At 48.1% G+C, this 22,652-nt stretch carries 16 protein-coding genes and 1 rRNA gene; 4 read left to right on the top strand and 13 right to left on the bottom strand.

Translation table 11 applies throughout. From position 1 onward, the window contains the following. Positions 1–77: 77 nt before the first annotated feature. From MHI21_RS01995 to MHI21_RS01940, 12 genes are all read right to left on the bottom strand, one after another. A 16S ribosomal RNA gene (locus MHI21_RS01995) occupies positions 78–1,633 on the bottom strand. Positions 1,634–2,028: 395 nt separating this feature from the next. Continuing rightward, positions 2,029–3,639 carry an FAD-dependent oxidoreductase gene (locus tag MHI21_RS01990; protein WP_342419331.1) on the bottom strand — a complete coding sequence of 537 codons (1,611 nt, stop codon included), beginning with the start codon at positions 3,637–3,639 and terminating at the stop codon, positions 2,029–2,031. Positions 3,640–3,664: 25 nt separating this feature from the next. After that, positions 3,665–4,600 carry an ROK family protein gene (locus MHI21_RS01985; RefSeq protein ID WP_342419330.1) on the bottom strand — a complete coding sequence of 312 codons (936 nt, stop codon included), beginning with the start codon at positions 4,598–4,600 and terminating at the stop codon, positions 3,665–3,667. 155 nt (positions 4,601–4,755) lie between these two features. Continuing rightward, the gene (locus tag MHI21_RS01980) at positions 4,756–5,595 is read right to left on the bottom strand and encodes a MurR/RpiR family transcriptional regulator (RefSeq protein WP_061832131.1); all 840 of its coding nucleotides are present in this window, start codon (positions 5,593–5,595) and stop codon (positions 4,756–4,758) included. Further along, complete coding sequence (locus MHI21_RS01975; RefSeq protein ID WP_061832130.1) at positions 5,573–6,292, bottom strand: N-acetylmannosamine-6-phosphate 2-epimerase; 720 nt, start codon at positions 6,290–6,292, stop codon at positions 5,573–5,575. The genes MHI21_RS01980 and MHI21_RS01975 overlap by 23 nt, the downstream gene beginning before the upstream one ends. Before the next feature lie 5 nt (positions 6,293–6,297). Continuing rightward, on the bottom strand, positions 6,298–7,836 hold the full coding sequence (locus tag MHI21_RS01970) for a DUF4127 family protein (protein WP_342419329.1): 1,539 nt from the start codon (positions 7,834–7,836) through the stop codon (positions 6,298–6,300). Between the two features lie 100 nt (positions 7,837–7,936). Next, positions 7,937–9,763 (bottom strand): beta-N-acetylglucosaminidase domain-containing protein, encoded by a 1,827-nt coding sequence (locus MHI21_RS01965; RefSeq protein ID WP_342419328.1) that lies wholly within the window; start codon positions 9,761–9,763, stop codon positions 7,937–7,939. Between the two features lie 50 nt (positions 9,764–9,813). Then, the gene (locus MHI21_RS01960) at positions 9,814–10,704 is read right to left on the bottom strand and encodes a carbohydrate ABC transporter permease (protein WP_069290894.1); all 891 of its coding nucleotides are present in this window, start codon (positions 10,702–10,704) and stop codon (positions 9,814–9,816) included. After that, positions 10,704–11,585 (bottom strand): sugar ABC transporter permease, encoded by an 882-nt coding sequence (locus MHI21_RS01955; protein WP_061830675.1) that lies wholly within the window; start codon positions 11,583–11,585, stop codon positions 10,704–10,706. Before MHI21_RS01955 ends, MHI21_RS01960 begins: the two co-directional genes overlap by 1 nt. A gap of 63 nt (positions 11,586–11,648) precedes the next feature. Continuing rightward, complete coding sequence (locus tag MHI21_RS01950; RefSeq protein WP_061830677.1) at positions 11,649–12,923, bottom strand: sugar ABC transporter substrate-binding protein; 1,275 nt, start codon at positions 12,921–12,923, stop codon at positions 11,649–11,651. A 182-nt stretch (positions 12,924–13,105) separates the two neighbouring features. Beyond that, positions 13,106–13,669 (bottom strand): DUF420 domain-containing protein, encoded by a 564-nt coding sequence (locus MHI21_RS01945; protein WP_023986646.1) that lies wholly within the window; start codon positions 13,667–13,669, stop codon positions 13,106–13,108. 292 nt (positions 13,670–13,961) lie between these two features. Then, positions 13,962–14,237, bottom strand: coding sequence for a GNAT family N-acetyltransferase (locus MHI21_RS01940; RefSeq protein WP_134903211.1), 276 nt, complete (start codon positions 14,235–14,237; stop codon positions 13,962–13,964). A gap of 193 nt (positions 14,238–14,430) precedes the next feature. Between MHI21_RS01940 and MHI21_RS01935 the strand changes: the two genes are divergently transcribed. The 3 genes from MHI21_RS01935 to MHI21_RS01925 all read left to right on the top strand — a co-directional run bounded on the left by MHI21_RS01935 (position 14,431) and on the right by MHI21_RS01925 (position 16,957). Further along, a complete protein-coding gene (locus MHI21_RS01935) occupies positions 14,431–15,396 on the top strand; it encodes an RNA ligase family protein (RefSeq protein WP_165179634.1) in 966 nt (321 codons plus the stop codon). Positions 15,397–15,506: 110 nt separating this feature from the next. Beyond that, the gene (locus tag MHI21_RS01930) at positions 15,507–16,049 is read left to right on the top strand and encodes a MarR family transcriptional regulator (RefSeq protein ID WP_069290889.1); all 543 of its coding nucleotides are present in this window, start codon (positions 15,507–15,509) and stop codon (positions 16,047–16,049) included. Further along, positions 16,034–16,957, top strand: a complete 924-nt coding sequence (locus MHI21_RS01925) for an alpha/beta hydrolase (protein WP_342419327.1) — start codon at positions 16,034–16,036, stop codon at positions 16,955–16,957. The genes MHI21_RS01930 and MHI21_RS01925 overlap by 16 nt, the downstream gene beginning before the upstream one ends. A gap of 62 nt (positions 16,958–17,019) precedes the next feature. Here the strand turns inward: MHI21_RS01925 and MHI21_RS01920 are convergent, their stop codons facing one another. After that, complete coding sequence (locus MHI21_RS01920; protein ID WP_274597358.1) at positions 17,020–17,955, bottom strand: manganese-dependent inorganic pyrophosphatase; 936 nt, start codon at positions 17,953–17,955, stop codon at positions 17,020–17,022. Positions 17,956–18,317: 362 nt separating this feature from the next. Here MHI21_RS01920 and MHI21_RS01915 point away from each other — a divergent pair, with 362 nt between their 5' ends. Beyond that, positions 18,318–22,610, top strand: a complete 4,293-nt coding sequence (locus MHI21_RS01915) for a S8 family serine peptidase (RefSeq protein ID WP_342419326.1) — start codon at positions 18,318–18,320, stop codon at positions 22,608–22,610. Positions 22,611–22,652: the final 42 nt, after the last annotated feature.

Below are 22,652 nucleotides of genomic sequence, written 5' to 3'. Positions count from 1 at the left end.
TGAGCAACGAGTGAGTAGTTTTTGAAGCATACGCTTCATATTTGAATGTTTCCGTTGCAGGAAACGATTCTCCATAGAAAGGAGGTGATCCAGCCGCACCTTCCGATACGGCTACCTTGTTACGACTTCACCCCAATCATCTACCCCACCTTCGGCGGCTGGCTCCCTTGCGGGTTACCCCACCGACTTCGGGTGTTGTAAACTCTCGTGGTGTGACGGGCGGTGTGTACAAGACCCGGGAACGTATTCACCGCGGCATGCTGATCCGCGATTACTAGCAATTCCGACTTCATGTAGGCGAGTTGCAGCCTACAATCCGAACTGAGACCGGCTTTTCTAGGATTGGCTCCACCTCGCGATTTCGCTTCCCGTTGTACCGGCCATTGTAGTACGTGTGTAGCCCAGGTCATAAGGGGCATGATGATTTGACGTCATCCCCACCTTCCTCCGGTTTGTCACCGGCAGTCTGCTTAGAGTGCCCAGCTTGACCTGCTGGCAACTAAGCATAAGGGTTGCGCTCGTTGCGGGACTTAACCCAACATCTCACGACACGAGCTGACGACAACCATGCACCACCTGTCTCCTCTGTCCCGAAGGAAAGGTCTATCTCTAGACCGGTCAGAGGGATGTCAAGACCTGGTAAGGTTCTTCGCGTTGCTTCGAATTAAACCACATACTCCACTGCTTGTGCGGGTCCCCGTCAATTCCTTTGAGTTTCAGTCTTGCGACCGTACTCCCCAGGCGGAATGCTTAATGTGTTAACTTCGGCACCAAGGGTATCGAAACCCCTAACACCTAGCATTCATCGTTTACGGCGTGGACTACCAGGGTATCTAATCCTGTTTGCTCCCCACGCTTTCGCGCCTCAGCGTCAGTTACAGCCCAGAGAGTCGCCTTCGCCACTGGTGTTCCTCCACATCTCTACGCATTTCACCGCTACACGTGGAATTCCACTCTCCTCTTCTGCACTCAAGCTCCCCAGTTTCCAGTGCGACCCGAAGTTGAGCCTCGGGATTAAACACCAGACTTAAAGAGCCGCCTGCGCGCGCTTTACGCCCAATAATTCCGGACAACGCTTGCCCCCTACGTATTACCGCGGCTGCTGGCACGTAGTTAGCCGGGGCTTTCTTCTCAGGTACCGTCACTCTTGTAGCAGTTACTCTACAAGACGTTCTTCCCTGGCAACAGAGCTTTACGATCCGAAAACCTTCATCACTCACGCGGCGTTGCTCCGTCAGGCTTTCGCCCATTGCGGAAGATTCCCTACTGCTGCCTCCCGTAGGAGTCTGGGCCGTGTCTCAGTCCCAGTGTGGCCGATCACCCTCTCAGGTCGGCTACGCATCGTCGCCTTGGTAGGCCTTTACCCCACCAACTAGCTAATGCGCCGCAGGCCCATCCACAAGTGACAGATTGCTCCGTCTTTCCTCCTTCTCCCATGCAGGAAAAGGATGTATCGGGTATTAGCTACCGTTTCCGGTAGTTATCCCTGTCTTGTGGGCAGGTTGCCTACGTGTTACTCACCCGTCCGCCGCTAGGTTATGTAGAAGCAAGCTTCTACATAACCCCGCTCGACTTGCATGTATTAGGCACGCCGCCAGCGTTCGTCCTGAGCCAGGATCAAACTCTCCATTAAAGACCAACCGAAGTTGGTTTATAGAAAGAGCGATAAGCTCATGTTGAAACTGACGAGATAAAAATATCTCTTGTTTGATTTTGCAAGCAAAATCATTTTACTCACTCGTTGTTCAGTTTTCAAAGATCAAACATTTCTCTTTCGCTGCGTTTTTCAGCAGCTATAAGATCATACCATGTTCGTTTCAAAAATGCAAGGGTTATTTTTTTCTTTTTTTTGAAGATCATTTCACCCAAGTTTTTCGCTTTTGAAACTGCTGTTTTGTTGTCAGCTAAAATAATATATCATAAACCCAAGCAAATTAGCAAGCACTTTTTTTCATTTTTTTATTTCATCATAAATCCACTTATCTTTCAGCTCATTTAAAATCAGTCGAGGGGCTAGTTGCCCCTTCATTAGCTGATGACTTCCTGTGGCTCAAATACCTCTGCAGGCCAGTGCAATTCGACACCTTGGCGAAGAAGAACATTTTGAAAACATCCAAGATGCTCTGCTGATCGGCTCACTTCAATGGGATATACTTCGTTGGAGACACAGTAAGCCGCTAGGCTTCCCGCTGATTCTCCTATATTCCATTCTGTAGGATGCAATCGATAGCAGCCATTGGCTATTTGGGTCATCCCTATATTTTTGCAGGCAGGAAGTAAATTGCGCACCCTCACCGGAATAAGTGAGCCCAATGGAATTTCATAGGGATAGTTAGGGATGTAGAATGTTCGCTGAGATACCGTAGTTGGATGAAGATCCAAATGATAGCTACCTACACCTACACTGTCTGTATATCGCTTAGGACCCTCTTCTCCCCGAAGCTCGCGACTTACATCAAACTCAGATATCATATAATTGGCCTGAATTCGACGTGACTCGCGAATATAAGCCGTTTTAGCCAGACCGTCAGAAGTGCCGAGAATATCACCCCGTGGTCGAATTCCCGGATAGCCGAACCCTCCATCTAACCGGGGCGCTTCGGTTTGAAGCCAATATATTAATGAACGAGTCAACTCACGCGCTCCTTCTCGATGTTTTGCCTGCTCCTGAGCGGTAACACCGATCAATGGCCCTAGGTAATAATCATTTTGCGCCCAGTTTAAAAGAGTTACCTCACCATCATTTAGCGGTTCGCTCCATATCGAGGGATCTACAATACGACGATAATCCCATAAGGATACAATGCCCTGATCGTTAGGAAACAATGTGAACTGTTTTAGTTTACTGGTATCATCCGCGTCTGTAGCAAACCAGCTCAAAATCGGAAAACGGGAAAAGGAAGGAATATAATCTCTCCAGAAATCATATTGTTGCGGCCGCTCTATAATGAAGCTTTCCTGGGGAATATAGTCTACGGCAGCCACATGTGTGATAGATTGCATATCAAAAGGGTTAGCACACTCCAGTGCATGAGGTTCACCCGTAGCAGCCCGCGACTCCGCTCCACTCGTATGCTCCACGCCCGCCATTGGAAGGAGATCACCACACTCTGTCGCATCCAGATAAAACGTTCCGTGCAGCACTCTAAATCCACACTTATGATCAGCGCTATTCGAGGTACGGACAGTTACAGAAGTAATACAGTCCCCATCCGTCTGAACGGCAATAGGCACGGTGTGATAGTATACATGAACGCGCCCCGTATTCAAATAAGGAGCGAGCATATCTTCAAGCACCCGCAGAGCTACCCGTGGTTCATGAGCCAGACGGCTTACCCAACCGTTCCCAGGATTGAGAATGGGATTATTTCGAGCTTCTTCGGTTAACGGATAGTTCTGACGGTAATAGTCACGTACACGATTACGGAACTCACGGTATGTTGCTGTGCAACCAAATTGTTCGATCCATCGATGCTCATCTGGAGGAACCGCCTGTGAAGTTAACTGCCCCCCTAACCAGTCCGTCTCCTCTGTCACGATGACTCTCATGCCAGCCTTCGCCGCCGCAAGAGCTGCCGATGTCCCCCCCAGACCTCCGCCAATCACAACAATGTCGGTATCAAGCCGTTTTTGCGTCATGGTTCGTTCCCCTTTCATTCTTGTACTAGGACTCGGTCATTTCGAAGGCAAGCCGTGCAGCGCCGATGATTCCAGCGCGATTGCCCAACAATGCCCGACTTACTTCCGTTTGAACTCCAAATTGGTGCAGATGCTTTTCCAGCATGGGCCACCAGACCTCTCCCGTGTCCGCTACTCCTCCGCCTACAATGATCCCCTCAGGATCAAGAGTCACCGAGATGTTAGCTAGAAGTACAGCTAAATCTGCGGTGTATTCATCCAGCACCTGGATTGCCTCCTGGTTACCGTGAACGGCCTCTTTCACAATCTCGTTTCCCGAGCGGTACAATTTACCGACGTGTTCCCTACCTCGACGTAACAGGGCGCTCCCCGATACATATTGCTCGGCGCACCCTTTTTTTCCGCAATTACAGGGGTGTCCTCCGGGGTATAGAATACTGTGACCCCAATCACCGCCGCTCCAATGAGCCCCTCTGCACAAGAGGCCATTTTCCATATATGCACCTCCGACACCTGTTCCCAACGTGAGCATCACCAAGCGTCGCTTGCCTTTCCCCGCTCCCTGCCACGCTTCTCCAAGTAAAGCGGCGTTCGCATCATTATCAGCAACCGCTCGTAAAGCCAGTTTTTCTTTAGCCCACGTTACTAAGGATGTACCTTGCCAGCCAGGTAGGTTATCTGTGGCATACACAACTTCGCCGCTCTCCACATTTACTCGGCCAGCAGTAGCAATGCCTAGAGCGCCCACATCTATATGGGCATCGATGCTGGTATCTCCAAAAGAACGCAACAGTCCGAGCACAGATTCTGACACCTGCGACAACACCCATTCACGTCCACGGGAAGCGTCCGTATCCAGCCGGATTTCATCAAGCACCGATCCGTCCTGTGCCACTATGGCGGCCTTCACCGATGTGCCCCCAATGTCGATTCCAATGACTCTGTTCACAGCAGCTGCCACCACACCACCCTCCTTGTTGCCCTACATAAAAGCTTACTAGCTCTTTGTACAAACCTTCTATTAATAGCAATACATGAAATAGCCATTCATAAGCACCACAAACACAAGTCATTGAACTGTCGGAGCGCAAGTTTTCAATTCACAACTGAAAAATCTCAATAGCTTCGTTCAATAACGGCCCTCGCTGTTTTTTCCTTCATCTGTTTGGTGTGATTCGTATGCTTGCGAGCAAGCCCTTCGCAGATGAGGTCAATCACGAATAGTTGTGAGATTTTAGCGCCGATTGAACCACCTTCTATTGGAGCTTCCTTGCCTGCGGTCAGCAACACGATATCCGCAATGGAGGTAATGGGTGATTTGGCATAATTCGTAATTGCGATAACAGTTGCACCGTTTTGCTTGGCTTTATGCAGCATATCGTTCGTATCCAGCGTACTTCCTGATACACTAATGCCGATAGCCACATCACCCGGGTTCATGGACACCGCCATCATCGACTGAATATGTCCGTCTGCCACAGCCTCGGCGCGACGCCCGATCCGTAAGAAACGGTTTTTAGCATCCTGCGCAGAAATTCCCGAAGCGCCTACACCGAAAAATTGAACATAGCCCGCTTGATCGAGACACGCAATTGCACGACCAAGCTCTGAATGGTCCAGTAGCCCCATACTGGAGTGCAAAATGTCGAGCATGTTGTGATACACCGTACGCGTAATATCTTGTTCGTCATCTGGGTCGATGTTCTCCTCGCCCATATCAGTTTTACGATAAGTCTGGTTTTGCGCCAGGGACAGTCGGAAATCCTGATAGCCTTTGAAACCAATCTTCCGGCAAAAGCGCATGACGGTCGTTTCACCTGTACCTGCAAAATCCGCCAGCTCTGTCACGGAGAAATATATGATGTCTGCGGGATGCTCCAGTACGCACAAGGCGACTTTCTGCTCCGATTTCGTTAATGAAGGATAATACGTGTTAATTCGGTCGTTCATCTCCATAGATGCATTTCACTGCCTTCCTTGCGGCATCGGCAAACCGCTGCGTAATCAATTGGGGTCTGGTAATCGCCGAGCCTACGACCACTGCATGTGCTCCCATTCGGAATGCTTCCTCAACCTGCGCCGGATCATAGATTTTGCCCTCTGCAATTAAAGGAACGGGAACCAGTTCTGACGCTCTCCGAACCAGCTCCAGATCAGGACCCTCAATCCGAGTAGAGTACGGTGTATACCCAGATAACGTGGTGGATACGCAGTCTGCGCCAAGAGAGGCCGCATGAAGCGCCTCCTCCAGTGTCGAAATGTCTGCCATGGAAGTAACTCCCTGCTCATGGGCATAATCTATGAGCCTCTTCAGCTTGCATCCCGCTGGGCGCGGTCGTAATGTGGCATCCAGCGCAATGATATCCGCGCCTGCCTCCACCAGTTCCTCCATTTCACGAAGGGTAGGCGTAATGTAAATATCAGAATCATCATAATCCCGCTTAATCAAGCCAATGACTGGTAGAGAAATCGCCTGTTTAATCGCACGTACATCCGATGCGCCATTGGCGCGAATCGCTACAGCTCCACCCTGCTGTGCGGCAAGCGCCATTTTGACCATAGAATCTGCTCCATGCAACGGTTCGCCTGGCAGCGCCTGACAGGATACGATCAGTCCGTGCTGAACTTTGGATAACACACCTTCCATTCCCATAGGAATCACCCTCTCTTCTCGGCATGATGCCGTACGGTTAATCCGACTTCAAAGGTGCGGTTCCACGGCATGTAGCAATCTGTAATTTCCACGCGGCCTTCCGGCCCGTTCACATATTCATTGAGCGCCTGCTCCAGCCGTCCGCGAATAACCGCAGCTACCGAGCCTCTCGGTCCATCGAGCATAAACTTGGTAAAACCCATCTGCTCCACAATCCCGTTACTCATAGCCGTACGTACCACAGCGCAATAACAGGCATCCTCGGCGTAGCGCAGCGACAGAAAATCCAAATGTTCCTCCGTAGAGCCATAGTGGGTATACAGCATGGACTGGGCAATGACGGTGCCCAGCGTGTTAGAACTGGTATTCCAGCCTGCATAACCCGCCAGCTTAAAAAGCAGTCCTTTTTGCTTCAATAGTCTAATTAGCTTGAGATCTGCGCCGTTGGCGTAGCCCACATCAGCAACTGCAACATTTTGACCTGCATATTGCAGCATATAAGAACCGTACTCAACCAGCTCTACTACATTCCGATGTACATCATATCCGGTCATTGCACGCTGCTGGGATGAAGCTTCTGCCATCGTGTCACCGGGTGTGTTAGCCAACAAAATCAAATCAGCCTCCATTGCTGAGGAAGCTATTAGCCCACCTGCCGCCATAATCTGATATTTTAAGGTTTCGTAAAAATATCGATCTTCAAAAAGCGGAACTACGAATGCCCCCTGCAAAGCAGACAATCGAGGATACACCAGTGGGACTACATTATTCATCTTGTTAACCCAACGAGCCAGCAACGTACAACCCACTTCATCTGCCCCCGGGTACATGTATACATTCAAATCCAGCCCAAGCTCAGAAATACGACTTCTTAGCCGCTGCTGATCCTTGGCGGTATAGCCGTAGGGAGCCGAATCATCCTGTGGAATGATCATAAAATCAATGATACCTTCTGCTACGAGATCCAGTGCAACCTCATTGGCCTCCAAATTCACATGGCGACGTCCCAGATAATCATCCAGTATTTCCATTGGCAAACGCTCGCTGATATCAGCTAATTCGAGCAACTCTTCTGCGGTAGCGATCCCCAGCTCCTGACGATGCTCAATGAAGCCCTTTCGGAATATCTCACGGCCCCAATCGGCATAGTAATCCGGTTCTTCATCAGCCAAAGAGTATTGCGGACAACGCATAATCAGTTGAAATGCATACAGGGTCAGTTGCGGATATAATTGCTTTAGCCTGCGAAGCCGATTCACTCTATCTCTGACCTGCTCGCTCGACATACCGTGTAGTCGAGAAGGTACGATTCCTCCGTACAGCAACGTATCCATCGCAACAATGGCTCCATCAGCAGTCGCTGCGCGTTCTTCGAGCCATGCCCATAGTCTGGTCGTATCGCCAGGGGTTTTCTTTTGCCCCATCCATTCCAATGGGGGCCGCTCCATTTCCAAGTCTGTGCCTTGTGCCAGTAAATAAGGAAATTGATAATTACAGGGCCGCTCATCCAGCGGTATAAAAAGTAATCGGGTGTTTGACTTCACCGTACATTCCACCTCTCCTGAAAATTACCGTTATCCTAACGGCAAATGATTATTTTCAGGGCAGCTATGCTGCCTTGGTTTCTTAATCCATCGCAGACACTTACAAGATCAGCCGATATTTGCCTTGTTCATCCTGATCGACATAACCCCACTGCGCGGCAGCACGGATAGCCGGATTGCTACCCAGCCGAGCCTCCGCTTCTAAGCAAGCAGTGATACCGCGTCGCAGTTTTCCTGCGATTTCGTCCGTCAGAGGCGACGGCTCTTGCCCGTCAACTGCTTCGCTCGGCGTGCTGCTCTCCCCCGACTGTGCATCGTCCTGTCGCTCGCTGCTGAGCGCGGCTTGACGCAACACCTGCCACAGGCCCGCATCCAGCTCGGCACGTTCCAGCCACGGTGCAGCCTGGGACACGAACCCTGCGGCTAGATCATCGGCAGGCACGTTCCGCAGGACGCTCACCGCCTGAAGCAGCCGCTCAAAGTACATATCCAGCGCAGGGATATCGCGCATTTTCAAAGCTAGGTCCACGTCCTCATACGCGCTGCCGCCCAGTCGGCTGTTCCTGTTTTGACGACAGAAAAACATCAGTTCATCCGCACGCTCTCCCGCTAACTCCCGCGCAGCCCATTCCCAGGATAGCTCAGGCATATACCGTTCACTGTTCCACATGTAGTGGGACATCGTAATGAGCGTCACTTTGGAGCATTCCCACTGATTCATCGGGTTGGCCACCATACCGGTATGTCCGCAGTCCGGTAGCCCGGAATACCGTCCGCGTAGCGGATCAAGGAATAACCGATCATGGTCACAATCATTCACCGGGATGTTATCCCACAGCCACAGCTCATGCCCAAAGTATGCATGATTATCAGCGGCGTGCTCGCGGCTAATCTGTGGGGCAAAAACAAAGTACCCCGTCCAGAACACCTTAATCTCCGGATGCAGCCGCTCACGGAAATCCTTTTTGTATTCGGTATCCCAATACGACCAATATTCCGAAGGACAGACCGTCAGCGTAAATTCAGGCAGTCGTTCAGCCAGCCATGCATGCACCTTGTTCGTCAAAAAGACATGAGCGTGACCCGAGCGGCCCAGCAAATGTCGATTTTCCCCTTTGAGTACATAGTCAATGTCATCCATTAATACAGAAAAATGACGTACGCCAATCGCAATCACGGCCGCCAGCTTTTCCGCCAATTTGAGGAAATCTTCATCGCTGCCAAAGCTCAGGTCGTTCCCTGGGCTGATACAATAATGAAAATCAATCTCATGCTGTTCGCAGGCTTCCTTCAATTCGCGGATCTGGGCAAACGTATCCTCAGGGTACGGCTCTCTCCATAGCTCACGATGATATGGATCATCCTTGGGGGCATACATGAACGTGTTCATCCGATGCGCAGCCATAAAACGGACGGCATCCAGCCGATCCGCGAAACTCCACGGTTTCCCATAAAAGCCTTCAATAATTCCTCGGACCGGAAAGGAAGGCTCATCCCGAATAGACATCACCGGCAGAGTACATCGCTCCTGTTCCACCTGAAGCAGGAGATGCAGGGCATCCATGCCGTATTTGAGCCCTCTTTTATTGGAAGCGTGGATTTCAATCCGCCCGTCCTTCTGAATGTCCAACCGATATCCGTCTGCAGCAAGCGTTCCGTCATATTCGAGCACCAACTGTACGCTTCCCCGTGTTTCAGTCGGTACACCCGGTCCTGGAGGTACAATGAGCTTGATCGGTCCCTCAGGGTCCAGCACACCTTCATACTCCTGATTCATTGCAAAGCGAGAGGACAGTTCACAGATCAGTCGCGGTTCGGAGATAACCAGCCTTTCCCCGCTGTCATACACATCACGAAAATAATATTGTATCTCCTGCCGTGATAGCCCTTCACCTGAATGAGGCCCCATTCCTTTGGACAATTTCATCGCAATCGTCTCCTTCCCTTCACAGGCTCTTCGTAGCCGTGACTACTGGCTTATCCTTTTACCGCTCCCGCCAGACCTTCCATATAGTAGCGCTGCGTAAACAGGAACAATATAATGATCGGCAGTACCGAAATCATTGTGCCTGCAGCAATCCAGCCGAAGTTATAGGCAAATTGACCGTTGAGATACGTGAGCGCAGCTGCCAGCGGATATAGCTCCGTATCGTTCAAAATAACGATAGGCCACAGAAAGCTGTTCCAGAACGACATCGCCTCCAATAGAGAGATTACAGCCAGCGCTGGCTTGACCAGCGGAAGCACCAGCTGCCACCAAATTCGGAACTCCGAGGCGCCGTCCATTTTACCGGAATCACGCACATCGGTAGGAATATGAATAAACGTCTGTCGCATTAGAAAAATGTTGAAAACGGAGACTGCCCCAGGCAACACCACACCTAAATAGGTATTGCCTAGATGAAGCCCTTGAATGGTCAGATAATGCACAATAAATGCGGTGTAGGAAGGAATAATCATCGTGGCAATCAGCAGCGTAAACACCAGATTTTTACCCTTAAAACGAAATACAGCCAAGGGATATCCTGTCAGACTGGCGAGCACCACATTGAGCACAACGCCCAACACCGTAATGATGACCGTATTCAGCATATACTTTGGAAAATTCATGAACTGCCACACCTGAACGTAGTTGTCGAAATCAATAAAGGTCGGAAAAATAGCGGGTGGCGTTGAAAAAATGTTGCGGCCTGGCATGAGGGATACGCTGAGCAGCCATAGGAACGGTCCCATTAAAAAGAGGGCGAGTAGCACTAGAAGCACGTAGATGACCGTCATTCTCAGTATTCGAGCAAGACTGCGCATGATGCGGCTGCTTTCCTTTTTAGGAAGAGATGAGCGTAGCATTTTGTCATCCTTTAGATTCATCAATAGGGATTGACACCGCCTTTCCTATTGAATCGGAATACGATAATACTAAGTACGGCAATCATTGCACCGACAATTAAGCCAAGCGCGGAAGCATATCCAAAATTAAACTGCTCCATGCCCTTTTGAAAAATATACAAGCTGGATGTCAACGTGGCCGTTCCCGGCCCACCCTTGGTTAGTACATACACTTCATCAAATACGCGAATAGCTGACATGAGCGATATAAGGGTACAGAACAGAACGTAGGGTCTCAGCAGCGGAAGAGTAATATGGACAATCAGACGCCATCGGCTTGCTCCGTCGACTCTAGCGGCTTCGTACAGATCTTGGGGAATATTTTGTAATCCAGCCAGATAGAGCATCATATAATACCCGAGTCCCTTCCACATTGTGATGAACATTAGTACATACAAAGCCAAGTTGCTGTCCGATAACCAGTGTATGTCTTTGCTAATCAAGCCGACCTGCATGAGCAAGTAGTTCACTATGCTGTTTTTGCCCAACAGCCAGCTCCAAATTAAGGCTACCGCTACCATCGAAGTCACAACAGGGATGTAGTAGGTCGTACGAAATATTTTAATTCCCGGGATACGGCTATTCACAAGCACAGCCATCAGGATGGAGAAAATTTGAAGAAAGGGGACAATGAGCACGTACAACAATGAGTTCCAAATCGAAATAAGAAAGTTACGGTCCTTAAACGCCGCTTCAAAATTATCCAAGCCGACAAAATGGGTGTCTGATATGACAGAGTAGTCCGTCAATGCCAGCGGAATGCTGTAAATAATAGGCCAAAATACAAAGACGGCAAGCAATAACAGTCCCGGCGTCATAAAGGCCCAGGCCGTAAAGGACTCCGACCTCAACCATTTGATCATGCTGCATCACCACCTGATTTTGATAAATGAACAGGGGAGTATTCACTTACTCCCCTGTCAAACCTATTGCTTTAAAATATCGTTCACTTCCTGCTCCAGAGCAGTAAGCGTCTGCTTCGTATCCGTGCCGTTCAATACCATATTTTGTAAAGCTCGCGCAATGGCACTGTTCACATCTTTGGCATTAGGCACACCGACCATATAATCTGTCGCCTTATCCAAGCTTTGCGCGGATACTACCTTGGCTTGTGCTTCTAATGATTTGTCAGACTGAGTAAAATATGGATCTTTAATGGAGTCTTTCGTGGAAGGTAGTGTATTCGCCGCTTTAGAAAAAGCTGTTTGACTCTCTGCGTTTGTCAAGAAAACAGCAAATTTCACTGCTTCGTCCACATGTGCAGACTTAGCAGGTACGACCAGGTCCATGGAGTTGGAGAGCCGCACATCGGCTTTGCCGGTTGGGACAGGGACAGCAATTGTGTTCTTATAAACATCCGGCGCTGCCGTTTTGATAAAATTGATGAACGTCGGGCCTGCCAGCTCGAAAGCAACCTGCTCGCCGGCATAATATTTCACTTGTTGTGAGAATTCAGCGTCTTCCTTGAGTACAATGCCATCTTCCATCTGTTTTTTTAGATTATCAATCATAGTGACTGCTTCTGGTGTGTTGAACGCCGCTGCTGTCTTTTCTTTATTTAGGATAGGAATGCCGTCCACAGCGAAAAGCTTGGATACAAGCTGCTGAGCATAGCCTGCCTTGCCAATTTTTCTATTAATCTGACGGCCCCATTCAGACAATTCCTCCCGGGTTTTGGGCGGATGGGCAGGGTCCAATCCGGCAGCTTTGACCAGCTTTGTATTCATGTAAAGCACTTCTGTACCGGTATACCAGGGTAGCGCATAAGCTTTACCGTTAATAACGGTAGAATTATAAATACCCTCGAAATAAGCAGCCTTTTCCTCGGGCGACAAATGCTCATTCATATCAACAACAGCACCCTTGGAGCCCATTTGGCTAGCAAATTCTGTATTGAGATTGACTACATCTGGACTGCTGTTGCTAGCGATACTTGTCAACAGCTTATTGGTTACTGCGTCATAAGGGTAATCCTTCCAGTCAATTTTGACATTGGGGTTCTTCTGCTCATAATCGGCAATCACCCGATTGAAATACGGGGTAAATGTAGGTTGTAGTGCAATGGTCCAAAATTGCAGTGTTACTTTCCCTCCGTCAACCTTTTCCGACTTTGATCCTCCACCACCGCAGCTGCTCAGCAGTACAACCAGCGCTAGCATAGATACAAGCAACCGTAACCTGCCTTTCGCTTTCTTTGTCACATGGTGACCCCCTTGTTCTTAGTTGATTAAGGCAAATTATAGCAGAAATGCCGCTAAAGAAGGAACGTTTTTTCAATAAAATAAATTTAGAAGGAATAATTTTTCTTTTATTGGATACAAAAAAGACGTCTCTTCAGCAGAGACGCCATTTCCCTAAATCAACCCGCAAAGGGTTTAATCTATTAATAGTATGGGGCCATGAAAACGTACACCAGTACCCCGGTCAAGCTCACATATAGCCAAATCGGCATCGTCCAGCGTGCAATCTTACGATGTTTTGCTACCTGCATCGTCCATCCCCATACAACCGTGAACAGGGCCAGCGGTACAATAATCGCAGCCAGTATGCTATGCGAAATCAACAGCGTAAAGTAAATCGGCCGAAGGATACCCACCCCACCATATTTTGCAGTTTCCGGCGAAATGTAGTGAAAGGTCAGATAGGAAAATAAAAATAAAACGGTGCTGGCGAAGGCCAGTAAAACAAAGGTCTTATGAAGCTTAATGTTCTTTTTGAAAATAGCAACCAGTGCAGCCACCAGAAAAATAAATGTGAAGCTGTTAAAAATCGCATTCAGCCTTGGGAAAATAGTGAGATCAAAACTCACACTACCCTGGTATCCGATCGGCGAAAAGAACAGCAGCAAAATAATCACGTTGGCTATAATGGAAACGGTGATAATCAAGGCTGTAAAATTACGATTGCTCGTTGGAACGTACTGCTTGTCCTCACTCGCTTTATTCATCATGAGCGTCTCCTTCGTTAAATTCAGGTTTTCGTTACTGTTGTAGTCATAACCATAATATATTATATAGAACTCATGGACAGCCTGTGAAGTGACAACAGTATGAACAATTTCATAGCCATCTGTCAGAAAATATGCTTCAACATTTGAGAATAGCCCTTTACTTCCCTATATCAACGGTAGAATGCATTGATTTTACAAGCTCTATGCACACAAAAAACACCGGGAAGGTCTGATTACCCGCTCCGGTGTTGTATCGGTTATGCAATTAAGCAGCCTTGATGATCCATATTCATTGCTGCCATACGTCACTGTATTCCTGATGGCGCTTGAACAGAGCAAGCGCGTACGAGCAAGCAGGAATAACCTTTTTATGCTCATTCCTTGCCATATCAACCACTCGGTCGATAAGCTCCTTGCCGATTTTTTGACCCCGTAACTGCTCGGATACAAATGTATGGTCAATGACCAATGAGTGGTCATCTATGGATTTATAGCCTACTTCTGCAACTACCTGTCCATCATCCACCATGACTACTGCATGGTCCTCCTCGCGAATTTGTCTCATGAAACCAATCTCCTTTCTGACTGAAGAACATCCCGTTACAACTCCATGCTACGAATTTACTGCAATCACTTCATGCCGACGAAAGATATCCTTATCATTCCCCTATTTAGGAATCAGCGAAACATCACATACATAAAATATGATCTATCGTCGACACTATATTTATTCCAATGAAGGCAAGGGAGGTGCTGCGTTGCGTACGGAATTAAAACCTGTCATCCCGTTTGAACCGGAACTGAGCGAAAAAGTACCTGTAGATGCAACAGGCCTTTGGCGTTACGAAATAAAATGGGACGGTACGAGAATTTTGACGTATCACGACCAGGGCAGCACGCGTCTGTTCAACCGCAAACAGCACGAACGAACGCTTTTATACCCGGAGCTTGCTCTCTTCCCCTCCTACTGTAAGGCTGATTCGGTCATATTGGACGGGGAAATGATCGCACTCGGTGCCGACGGTAAGCCATCGTTCCATGAAATTATGCGACGGGATCTGATTCGTCGGACGGATCGAATTCAGTCAGCCTATAAAGCTGTACCCGCTACTTACATGTTGTTTGATATTGTTTATCTGAACGGGGAGTGGGTTCATCTTAAACCATTACAGGAAAGGCTTGAACTGCTGCATCAGATCATCATACCGAATGAACGGATTCAACTGGCTCCCGCTCATCCTGATGGACAAGCTCTATTTCAGGTCATGTGCAGCCAAGGAATGGAAGGCATTGTGTGTAAAAAGCTGGATAGTCCGTACACATTGGGCGGAAAGGACGGACGATGGCTCAAGGTCAAAAATTATGGCGATATCATTGCCGTTATCGGTGGCTATACCCTGAACGGAGGCATTATCAACGCTGTGTTGCTGGGCCAATATGATAAACAAGGAATGCTGCGCTATATCGGGCATGTGGGTACGGGTAAGCTGACTCGGGGAGATTGGCGTCAGCTTACCGAGCGCCTGCTGCCACATACCATATCGGAACGACCCTTTAGCAATAAACCGGATCGGCATCAAGATGCGTTTTGGGTGCAACCCATGTATACCGCCAAGGTTCAATATAGTGAGTGGCGGTGGCAAGAAGGACGTACCCTGCGTCAGCCCTCCATACAAGCCTTTGTGAATCAGGGCCTCGATCAGTGTATCGGTCCCTGGATATGACGTTTTACAGATATATTTTAAAAAAATGCGGAACAAAGTTTGTATAAATCATTGCAACCAGTGGTTAATTAAATTACAGTTAACTAATTAACTACATCGAGGTGGATCGCATGTTCTTTTTTTTGGACTCCGAAATTCGTCAACTGGCCTATAATCTCTTTCCAGGTGGCAATAAACCGATTGGTGTTTTGGTAGATTTATTTTCCATAACGTATGAAATACGTAAGAATATGGAAAAACGTTCACGTGAATTTGGTCTCTCCTACGGGCAATATATCGCGCTTTGTGTACTTTCAGCGCAAAGAGATGAAATGTCATCTCCTTCTGCTTTGGCTGATAAGATGGGTGTAAGCCGGGCAGCAATCAGTTCTATGGTTATTTCTCTCGAACAAGAGGGATTCATTAATAAATATGACGATCCCAATGACAAGCGGGGAGTGTTTGTGTCCCTGAACGATAAAGGAAGAAGTAAAATTCAACAGATGGATCCCTTTTTCGTAGGGCTGGCGTCACGTTTGATGTCAGACTTTAGTGAGTCGGAAATCTGTCAGTTCCAAACCTATTTGTCACGTGTACGTTCTGCGTTTGAAGATGTTAAAGGTTCGCGTCTAACCGACTCCAGAGAGGAGAGAGAAAAATGGTGCGAAGACTGAGACAAAAACTGTTCGTCAAACTTGCCCGCATATCGGCTGGCAGAATGGTAGCTGCGTCCGATTTCAAACCTTCGCATTCTCCCAAAGTACATCGGAAAGAAAGGATCATTCCCACCTCTGTTGGTGACTCCAGGGTGATTGTATATGAACCTTCTCACCGGTCTGCTGATCCACTCCCTGTATTTGTAAATTTCCATGGCAGCGGCTTTGTAATGGGTAGCGCCGAAATGGATGATCCCTGGTGTCCGGTCATTGCTGAACGTGCGAATTGCGTCGTCGTTAATGTCGATTATCGCTTGGCCCCGGAACATAAATTCCCTATCCCGCTACAGGAAAGCTATGATGTGACCCAATGGTTGTACGAGCATCCTGATGTGCTTAACGTAGATCCTCAACGCATTGCGGTTGGGGGACACAGTGCGGGTGGCAATCTAGCGGCAGCGCTGTGTCTTATGGCCCGAGAGCGCAAGGAATTTCCGATTGTATATCAGGTACTGGATTACCCACCACTGGATATTGCTACAAATCCCAAATTGAAGCCCCAATTCGAGAAGGGGATTCCACCACGAGTAGCAAAAATCTTTAATGAAAGTTATCTGAACTCACCAGATGAGGCGCGAAATCCGTTAGTTTCCCCCATTTTTGCAGAATCACTACATAATCTCCCTCCTGCTCTGATCATAACCGCGGAGTTGGACTCCTTGGCTGACGAAGCCGAGTTGTATGCCAAACGGCTGATTAAAGCAGATGTCCCTGTGAAGTATAAAAAATACATGGGTGCCGCACATGCCTTTACCCATAGCGGCGATCTCGCTGTAGCTGAAAACGCCTGGCACCTGATGAGCGATCAGTTGAAATTGGCATTTGAATTCCGCATCGGGGACGTCCTGGCAGAACTGAAGAAATAAAAATAAGCCCCCTGCTCCCACTGCCATCATACAGTCGGGTTCAGGAGGCTTATTATTTATCATTACAAACTGTTAAAAGCGTCAGTCAATACAGGCACAATTTGCGATTTGCGCGATACAACGCCTTTTAGAACAGCCTTATTGTCGTCCAACTGAACATTATAGGCTTTCTCAACCGCTTGTGCTTGACTTCCCAGGGCAATACCAATGGAATCACTGTTCACAATGTCTGTTACAACGAACAGGAACAGATCGAGATTTTTGGCCTCAATGGTTTGGGATAATGCAGCTTCTAGGTCAGCCTGACGCGATAGCACATCGTTGACGTCTACTGCGTTCACTTGAGCAATTTCCACTTTGCGACCATTCATCTGAAATTCTTTGGCATCCAGACTTACTAACTGTTCAATGGTATGACCACTCAAATCAGCTCCCGCTTTAAGCAAGTCAAAACCGTAACGATCTGCATCTACACCAGCAATTTCAGCCAGTTCACGAGCAGCAGCTACGTCTTGATCCGTGCAGGTTGGGGATTTGAACAACAGGGAATCGGAAATAATCGCGGACAACATTAGACCTGCGATTTCTTTCGGAATCGCTACACCATTTTCCTTGTAGAGCTTGTTCAAAATGGTGGCTGTGCAACCCACTGGCTCAGCGCGGAAGTATAACGGCTGGCTTGTTTCAAAGTTAGCGATCCGGTGATGGTCGATGACTTCAGTTACACGTACCTTGTCAATATCAGCGGCGCTTTGCTGGCGTTCATTATGATCGACCAGAATGACGTTGTCCGTTTCAGCAGAAACCTGCTCAACCAGACGTGGCGCGCTCACTTTGAAATAATCTAGTGCATACTGCGTTTCCCCGTTCACCTCGCCCAGACGAACCGGCTCTACGTCCGCGCCCAGTTTGGTTTTTAAGTCTGCATAAGCAATAGCTGAGCAAATGGTATCCGTATCCGGATTTTTATGCCCGAAAATCAATGTTTTTGCCAACATAATCGACTCCTTTGCCTTAGGCATTTTACATGATTGTGAAACCTCAACAATTCCAATGCAGATTATATCATTAAATCTCGCATTCTCCCATTCCCCTTCGATTGTTTTCAAAAATAATCTAGTAAATTCATAACATTTCCATGGAATCTATATGTGATGTTACCCTTATTTTTTCTAAAAATATAAAAAACATATAGTAATATATCCCACCAATATGGTAAGATATGCCTCAAAACTGGCAAGTTAGTCACCAGTGGTCAATTCTATTATTTTAGATATTAAGGGAGGCGTGAGAACAACGGCAGTGGCTTCAAATCCTAGTATGTAGACATATCATATTTTGATTGAAAAGAGGGAAATCTTTGAAAAAGCCGATCATTTTGAAAAAAATACCTGTCGTATCACTCGCTCTTGCCTTGACGGTAAGCTTGTCTCTGCCGTCTGTCAGTTCTGCTGCTACCGCAGATCTGCAACTCAACTCATTTTTGGAAGCTCAGCAAGCATTGACTATTGAGGCGGCTCCGGCCTTCATTTCGCCAGAGCTCAGCACAGACTCTTCCCGCCAGGTCAGAGTTATCGTACAGCTTGATGGTGAGCCCTTAGCCGTGGACAAATATGCGGCACGTACAGGCATCCAAGCTTTTACAGCTCAATCTGAGCAAAAAGCGGAATCCGCGATTGCCACCGAGCAAACTACGTTCGTGGACCAAGCCGCTGAGCATGGTATTTCTCTCCAAGTGAATTACCAGTACAACACGGTGCTTAACGGCTTGGAGGTCACACTGCCAGCCAATAAGATTCCAGAACTGGCTAAACTGCCAGGCGTAAAATCCATTCATGAAAACAAAACGTATTATTCCATCCCCGTACAGGATCCGCCAACACTTACAGCCAGTGAAGCCACTTATGATAACGCACCGCTGGACCAGATTGGTGTTCCTGAAGCCTGGGCCAAAGGATTGAATGGCGAGGGAATCAAGGTCGGGGTTATTGATACCGGTATCGATTATGAGCATCCGGATTTGAAAGAAGCCTATAAAGGCGGATATGACTCTTTTGAACAGGACAACGACCCTTACGAGGAACCGTTCCTTGAAAAAGAAAATGACCCATACGGCACAGGTTTTAGCGGAACGACACATGGTACTCACGTCTCCGGCACGATTGCCGGTAAAGCCGCAAATAAATCCTCGGATATTGTACAAAAGGGTATTGCCTATAAATCGGACTTATACGTGTATAAAGTGCTTGGACGCAATACCAAGACGGGTCGTTCCTCCGGTTCCTCCGCACAGGTCATTGATGGCATTGAACGCGCTGTCAAAGATGGTATGAACGTCATTAACCTGTCGCTGGGCTCGGATTCCGAAAAGGATCCGAACTCCCCGGATTCCATTGCTATTAATAATGCTGTACTTTCCGGCGTAGTCGCGGTCATAGCGAATGGTAATGCGGCACAGGAAGGCCCCTATTTTTATTCCATGGGTTCTCCCGCAACATCACAGCTGGCGATTTCCGTTGGTGCAGCCACTTCGCCGAGCAAAAGCTTCTCGGGTACAGCTTCGGTCACCCGTGACTCCTATTGGGAGGCTAACGGTGAATTGAAAAAGACCGTAACTGATGATGCTTATGCACATTATGATTTTAATTTGATGGGCTGGGAGACAGGCAGAGAAGACTTTGCCTCCATTTTAGGAACTGCCCCTTATGAGCTCGTATATGCAAATCTGGGACAACCTGATGATTTTGAAGGGAAAGACGTAGCAGGAAAAATCGTCCTCGTTTCACGCGGCAACTTGGCATTCGTGGATAAAATCGCAAATGCGAAAAAAAACGGTGCGAAGGCTGTTATCGTTTTTAATGGGAATACGAAAGCGGGCGACATCACCAAAGCTGATTTAGGGGAAAGTATTTCAGGTCGCGATGACTACGTTAATTCCAATTTGGGTGACAGCTTTGACTTTATTCCAACCTTTGACATGAAAGGTAAGGAAGGCCGTGCACTGGCTAAACAAATCGTAGACAACGCTGGAGAAAAGTTCTCAGTTTCCTTTGGAGCAGACTATATTCGCACAGATAATGCAGGTAATACCATGGCCGATTTCAGCTCCCGCGGACCGAACGGAGATGAACTGCTCAGTATCAAACCGGACGTGAGCGCACCAGGTGTTGGCATTTTATCAACCTACCCTGCTTTCGCCAAGTTCTATCCAGATGCATCGTATGAGCAGGCTTACAAACGTAGTAACGGAACAAGTATGGCATCTCCGCATGTGGCTGGACTTGCTGTGCTGCTGAAGCAGCAGCATCCAAACTGGACACCGTTTGATATCCGCGCTGCTCTGGCAAACACTTCGGTTACACTCTTTGATGAGGATAAAATCCAATATGATGTGTATTCCCAAGGTGCAGGCCTTGTAAACATCGCTAATGCGATTCAGACGCCAGCCCTGCTGGAAACCGTCGAAAAGATTACGATTCTCGACAAAAACTTTAATCGGCAGGAGGTTGTGAATTACAATCCTTCCGCCAGCTTCGGGGTGTTACGACCTGGTAGTGATGCGAAGCAGATTCAGCTTCAACTCAAAAATTTGTCGGCTAACACTGTGCAATATGAGGCCAGCACCGTTTTACATGATAATGTAACCTCTGATCCAACTAAGCCGATTGCTACACCTGACGTGAGCAACATTGCCGTTCAGTTGCAAGGTGTTGGCGCGAATGGAGCAATTTCGGCAGAACCGGGTAAATCTCAACCGTTCTTCCTGTCTGTACAACCAAATTCGGGTGCAGCCACAGGTGTATATGAAGGGGAAGTTATTCTGAAAAGCGCCGGACTACCAACCCTTCATCTGCCGTTCGTCGTTCATGTGGGCAAAGAAAATCCTACAACTGGCTTCGGCTTGCAGGACCTGAGTGTTACCAATCCGATTATTTACCCAAGTCGGACAGGTGCTCAGCGCTCAACAGATTTGGCTTTTCGCCTGACCACAGATAAAACCAACCAGATCGCGCTTTATGTATACGGCGTAGATGATAAATTGATCGGTCTGATTGATGGAATAACGACTTCCAAAGAACAAGGACCTAACGCTCGCCTCAAACAAGGCGCATATTCCTTTAAGGGTATTGACGGAAGTTACGTCGAATTAGATGACAATGGCAAGCCTGTGCTGGATGCTAACGGTCAGCCCGTTATTCAACACTTGAAAGATGGCGTGTACAAGCTGGAAGTCAGTTCTCCGGAACTGAATGAAAAGGGTGAAGTCGAACGCAATACCGATGGTCCTAAACTGTTCACCGCCACTAAAGCTATTCGTGTGGATAATAGCGCCGCATCCAGCGGTAGTGGTGGAGGCGGAGGTGGTGGAGGTGGCGGCAGAAGCAATACTACACCTTCTGCTACAACGAACACATCCACTCCCGTCCCTACATCTGCACCTTCACTTCAAAGCGTTGTGAAACAAGGACAGGCTGTTAAAACTATCACTACAGCCATTGCATTGAACAATAATATACAGTCGCTGACAATAACCGATGCAGATTTGCAGGCTGCCGTGACAGCAGCAGGTTCCAGCCCGACAGCTATTGTACTGTCGGCCACTAGCCAAGCAGGCCAAACGACGAAGGCATCGCTCACTTCCACACAACTGGTAACGTTGGGCAAGGCTTCAGCAGGAAGCAGCTTGATTGTAAGCAATACAGGCTCTTCTATGGCTTTGCCAGTATCCGCTCTGAAAAATGTTCCTGCTGGTGCAGGCATTGAAGTGGTAATCAGCAGCCAGACAGAGGCGAGCAGCACTTTTACAAGTAAGCTGAAAGGCTCCAATGTGATTGGCACCCCGGTAGGGTTTGAAGCTAATGTTGTCACTGGTGGCAAGAGTCAATCGCTCAAAGTTGCTCCAGGACAGTTTATTAGCAGATCCTTTACCGTACCTGGTCAAGTTGATTCCAATACAGCCGGTGTACTCTATACGGCAAATGAAAATGTCTATCCCGTTCCATCCGTCTTCACTAAGCAGGCTGATGGATCTACCGTCGTCAAGGTAAGCCGTCCGGGCTTCTCGACGTATGCAGCGGCGACACGTCCCGTTAGCTTTGAAGATATTTCATCGTCGTATGCCCAATCGGAAATTCAATCACTGGCGAACAAGTTGCTGATTAACGGCACGACTGACACGACTTTCTCACCGAAGAAGAACGTGACGCGTGCAGAATTTGCAGCCCTGGTAACCCGAGCACTCGGCCTGACACCGGGTACTGCTGCACCATTCAGTGATATCCCGGCAGGTAGCTGGTACTCCGGCGATGTAGCAGCCGCTTATGAAGCTGGTTTGATTACGGGTCGCAGCAGCGACAAGTTTGATCCGAACGCTAATATCAGTCGTCAAGAAATTGCTGTCGTGCTGGGTAAAGCTGTAGACCTGCTTCAAATCAAAGCTACAGCCGATGGCCCTGCACGCACACCGTACCATGATGCTTCATCCTTTGCAGGCTATGCCAAGGACAGTATTGAAAAAGTAAGTGCAGCAGGTATTATCAACGGAGAAGCGATTAAAGGCTCCTCCTACTTCCAGCCGAATGCACCTACAACCCGTGAGGCATCCGCCAAGGTTCTTCACGTGCTTTTACAAAAAGCTTCGCTGATTAACTAACAATAGAAAAGCCTCCCGAGCCGTGTTATAACCAAAGCTGCG

It is taken from the genome of Paenibacillus sp. FSL H8-0168 (assembly GCF_038592955.1).
Taxonomy (GTDB): Bacteria; Bacillota; Bacilli; order Paenibacillales; family Paenibacillaceae; genus Paenibacillus; species Paenibacillus polymyxa_B.
Note: the sequence above shows the minus strand (reverse complement) of the source record. Positions and strands in the feature narration are given on the sequence as shown.

What these genes read in the sequence shown, in the direction of transcription:
- MHI21_RS01990 (WP_342419331.1), bottom strand. Translation starts at nt 3,639, where the DNA reads ATGACGCAAAAACGGCTTGATACCGACATTGTTGTGATTGGCGGAGGT.
- MHI21_RS01980 (WP_061832131.1), bottom strand. Translation starts at nt 5,595, where the DNA reads ATGGAGATGAACGACCGAATTAACACGTATTATCCTTCATTAACGAAA.
- MHI21_RS01975 (WP_061832130.1), bottom strand. Translation starts at nt 6,292, where the DNA reads ATGGGAATGGAAGGTGTGTTATCCAAAGTTCAGCACGGACTGATCGTA.
- MHI21_RS01965 (WP_342419328.1), bottom strand. Translation starts at nt 9,763, where the DNA reads ATGAAATTGTCCAAAGGAATGGGGCCTCATTCAGGTGAAGGGCTATCA.
- MHI21_RS01960 (WP_069290894.1), bottom strand. Translation starts at nt 10,704, where the DNA reads ATGAATCTAAAGGATGACAAAATGCTACGCTCATCTCTTCCTAAAAAG.
- MHI21_RS01955 (WP_061830675.1), bottom strand. Translation starts at nt 11,585, where the DNA reads ATGATCAAATGGTTGAGGTCGGAGTCCTTTACGGCCTGGGCCTTTATG.
- MHI21_RS01945 (WP_023986646.1), bottom strand. Translation starts at nt 13,669, where the DNA reads ATGAATAAAGCGAGTGAGGACAAGCAGTACGTTCCAACGAGCAATCGT.
- MHI21_RS01940 (WP_134903211.1), bottom strand. Translation starts at nt 14,237, where the DNA reads ATGAGACAAATTCGCGAGGAGGACCATGCAGTAGTCATGGTGGATGAT.
- MHI21_RS01930 (WP_069290889.1), top strand. Translation starts at nt 15,507, where the DNA reads ATGTTCTTTTTTTTGGACTCCGAAATTCGTCAACTGGCCTATAATCTC.
- MHI21_RS01925 (WP_342419327.1), top strand. Translation starts at nt 16,034, where the DNA reads ATGGTGCGAAGACTGAGACAAAAACTGTTCGTCAAACTTGCCCGCATA.
- MHI21_RS01920 (WP_274597358.1), bottom strand. Translation starts at nt 17,955, where the DNA reads ATGTTGGCAAAAACATTGATTTTCGGGCATAAAAATCCGGATACGGAT.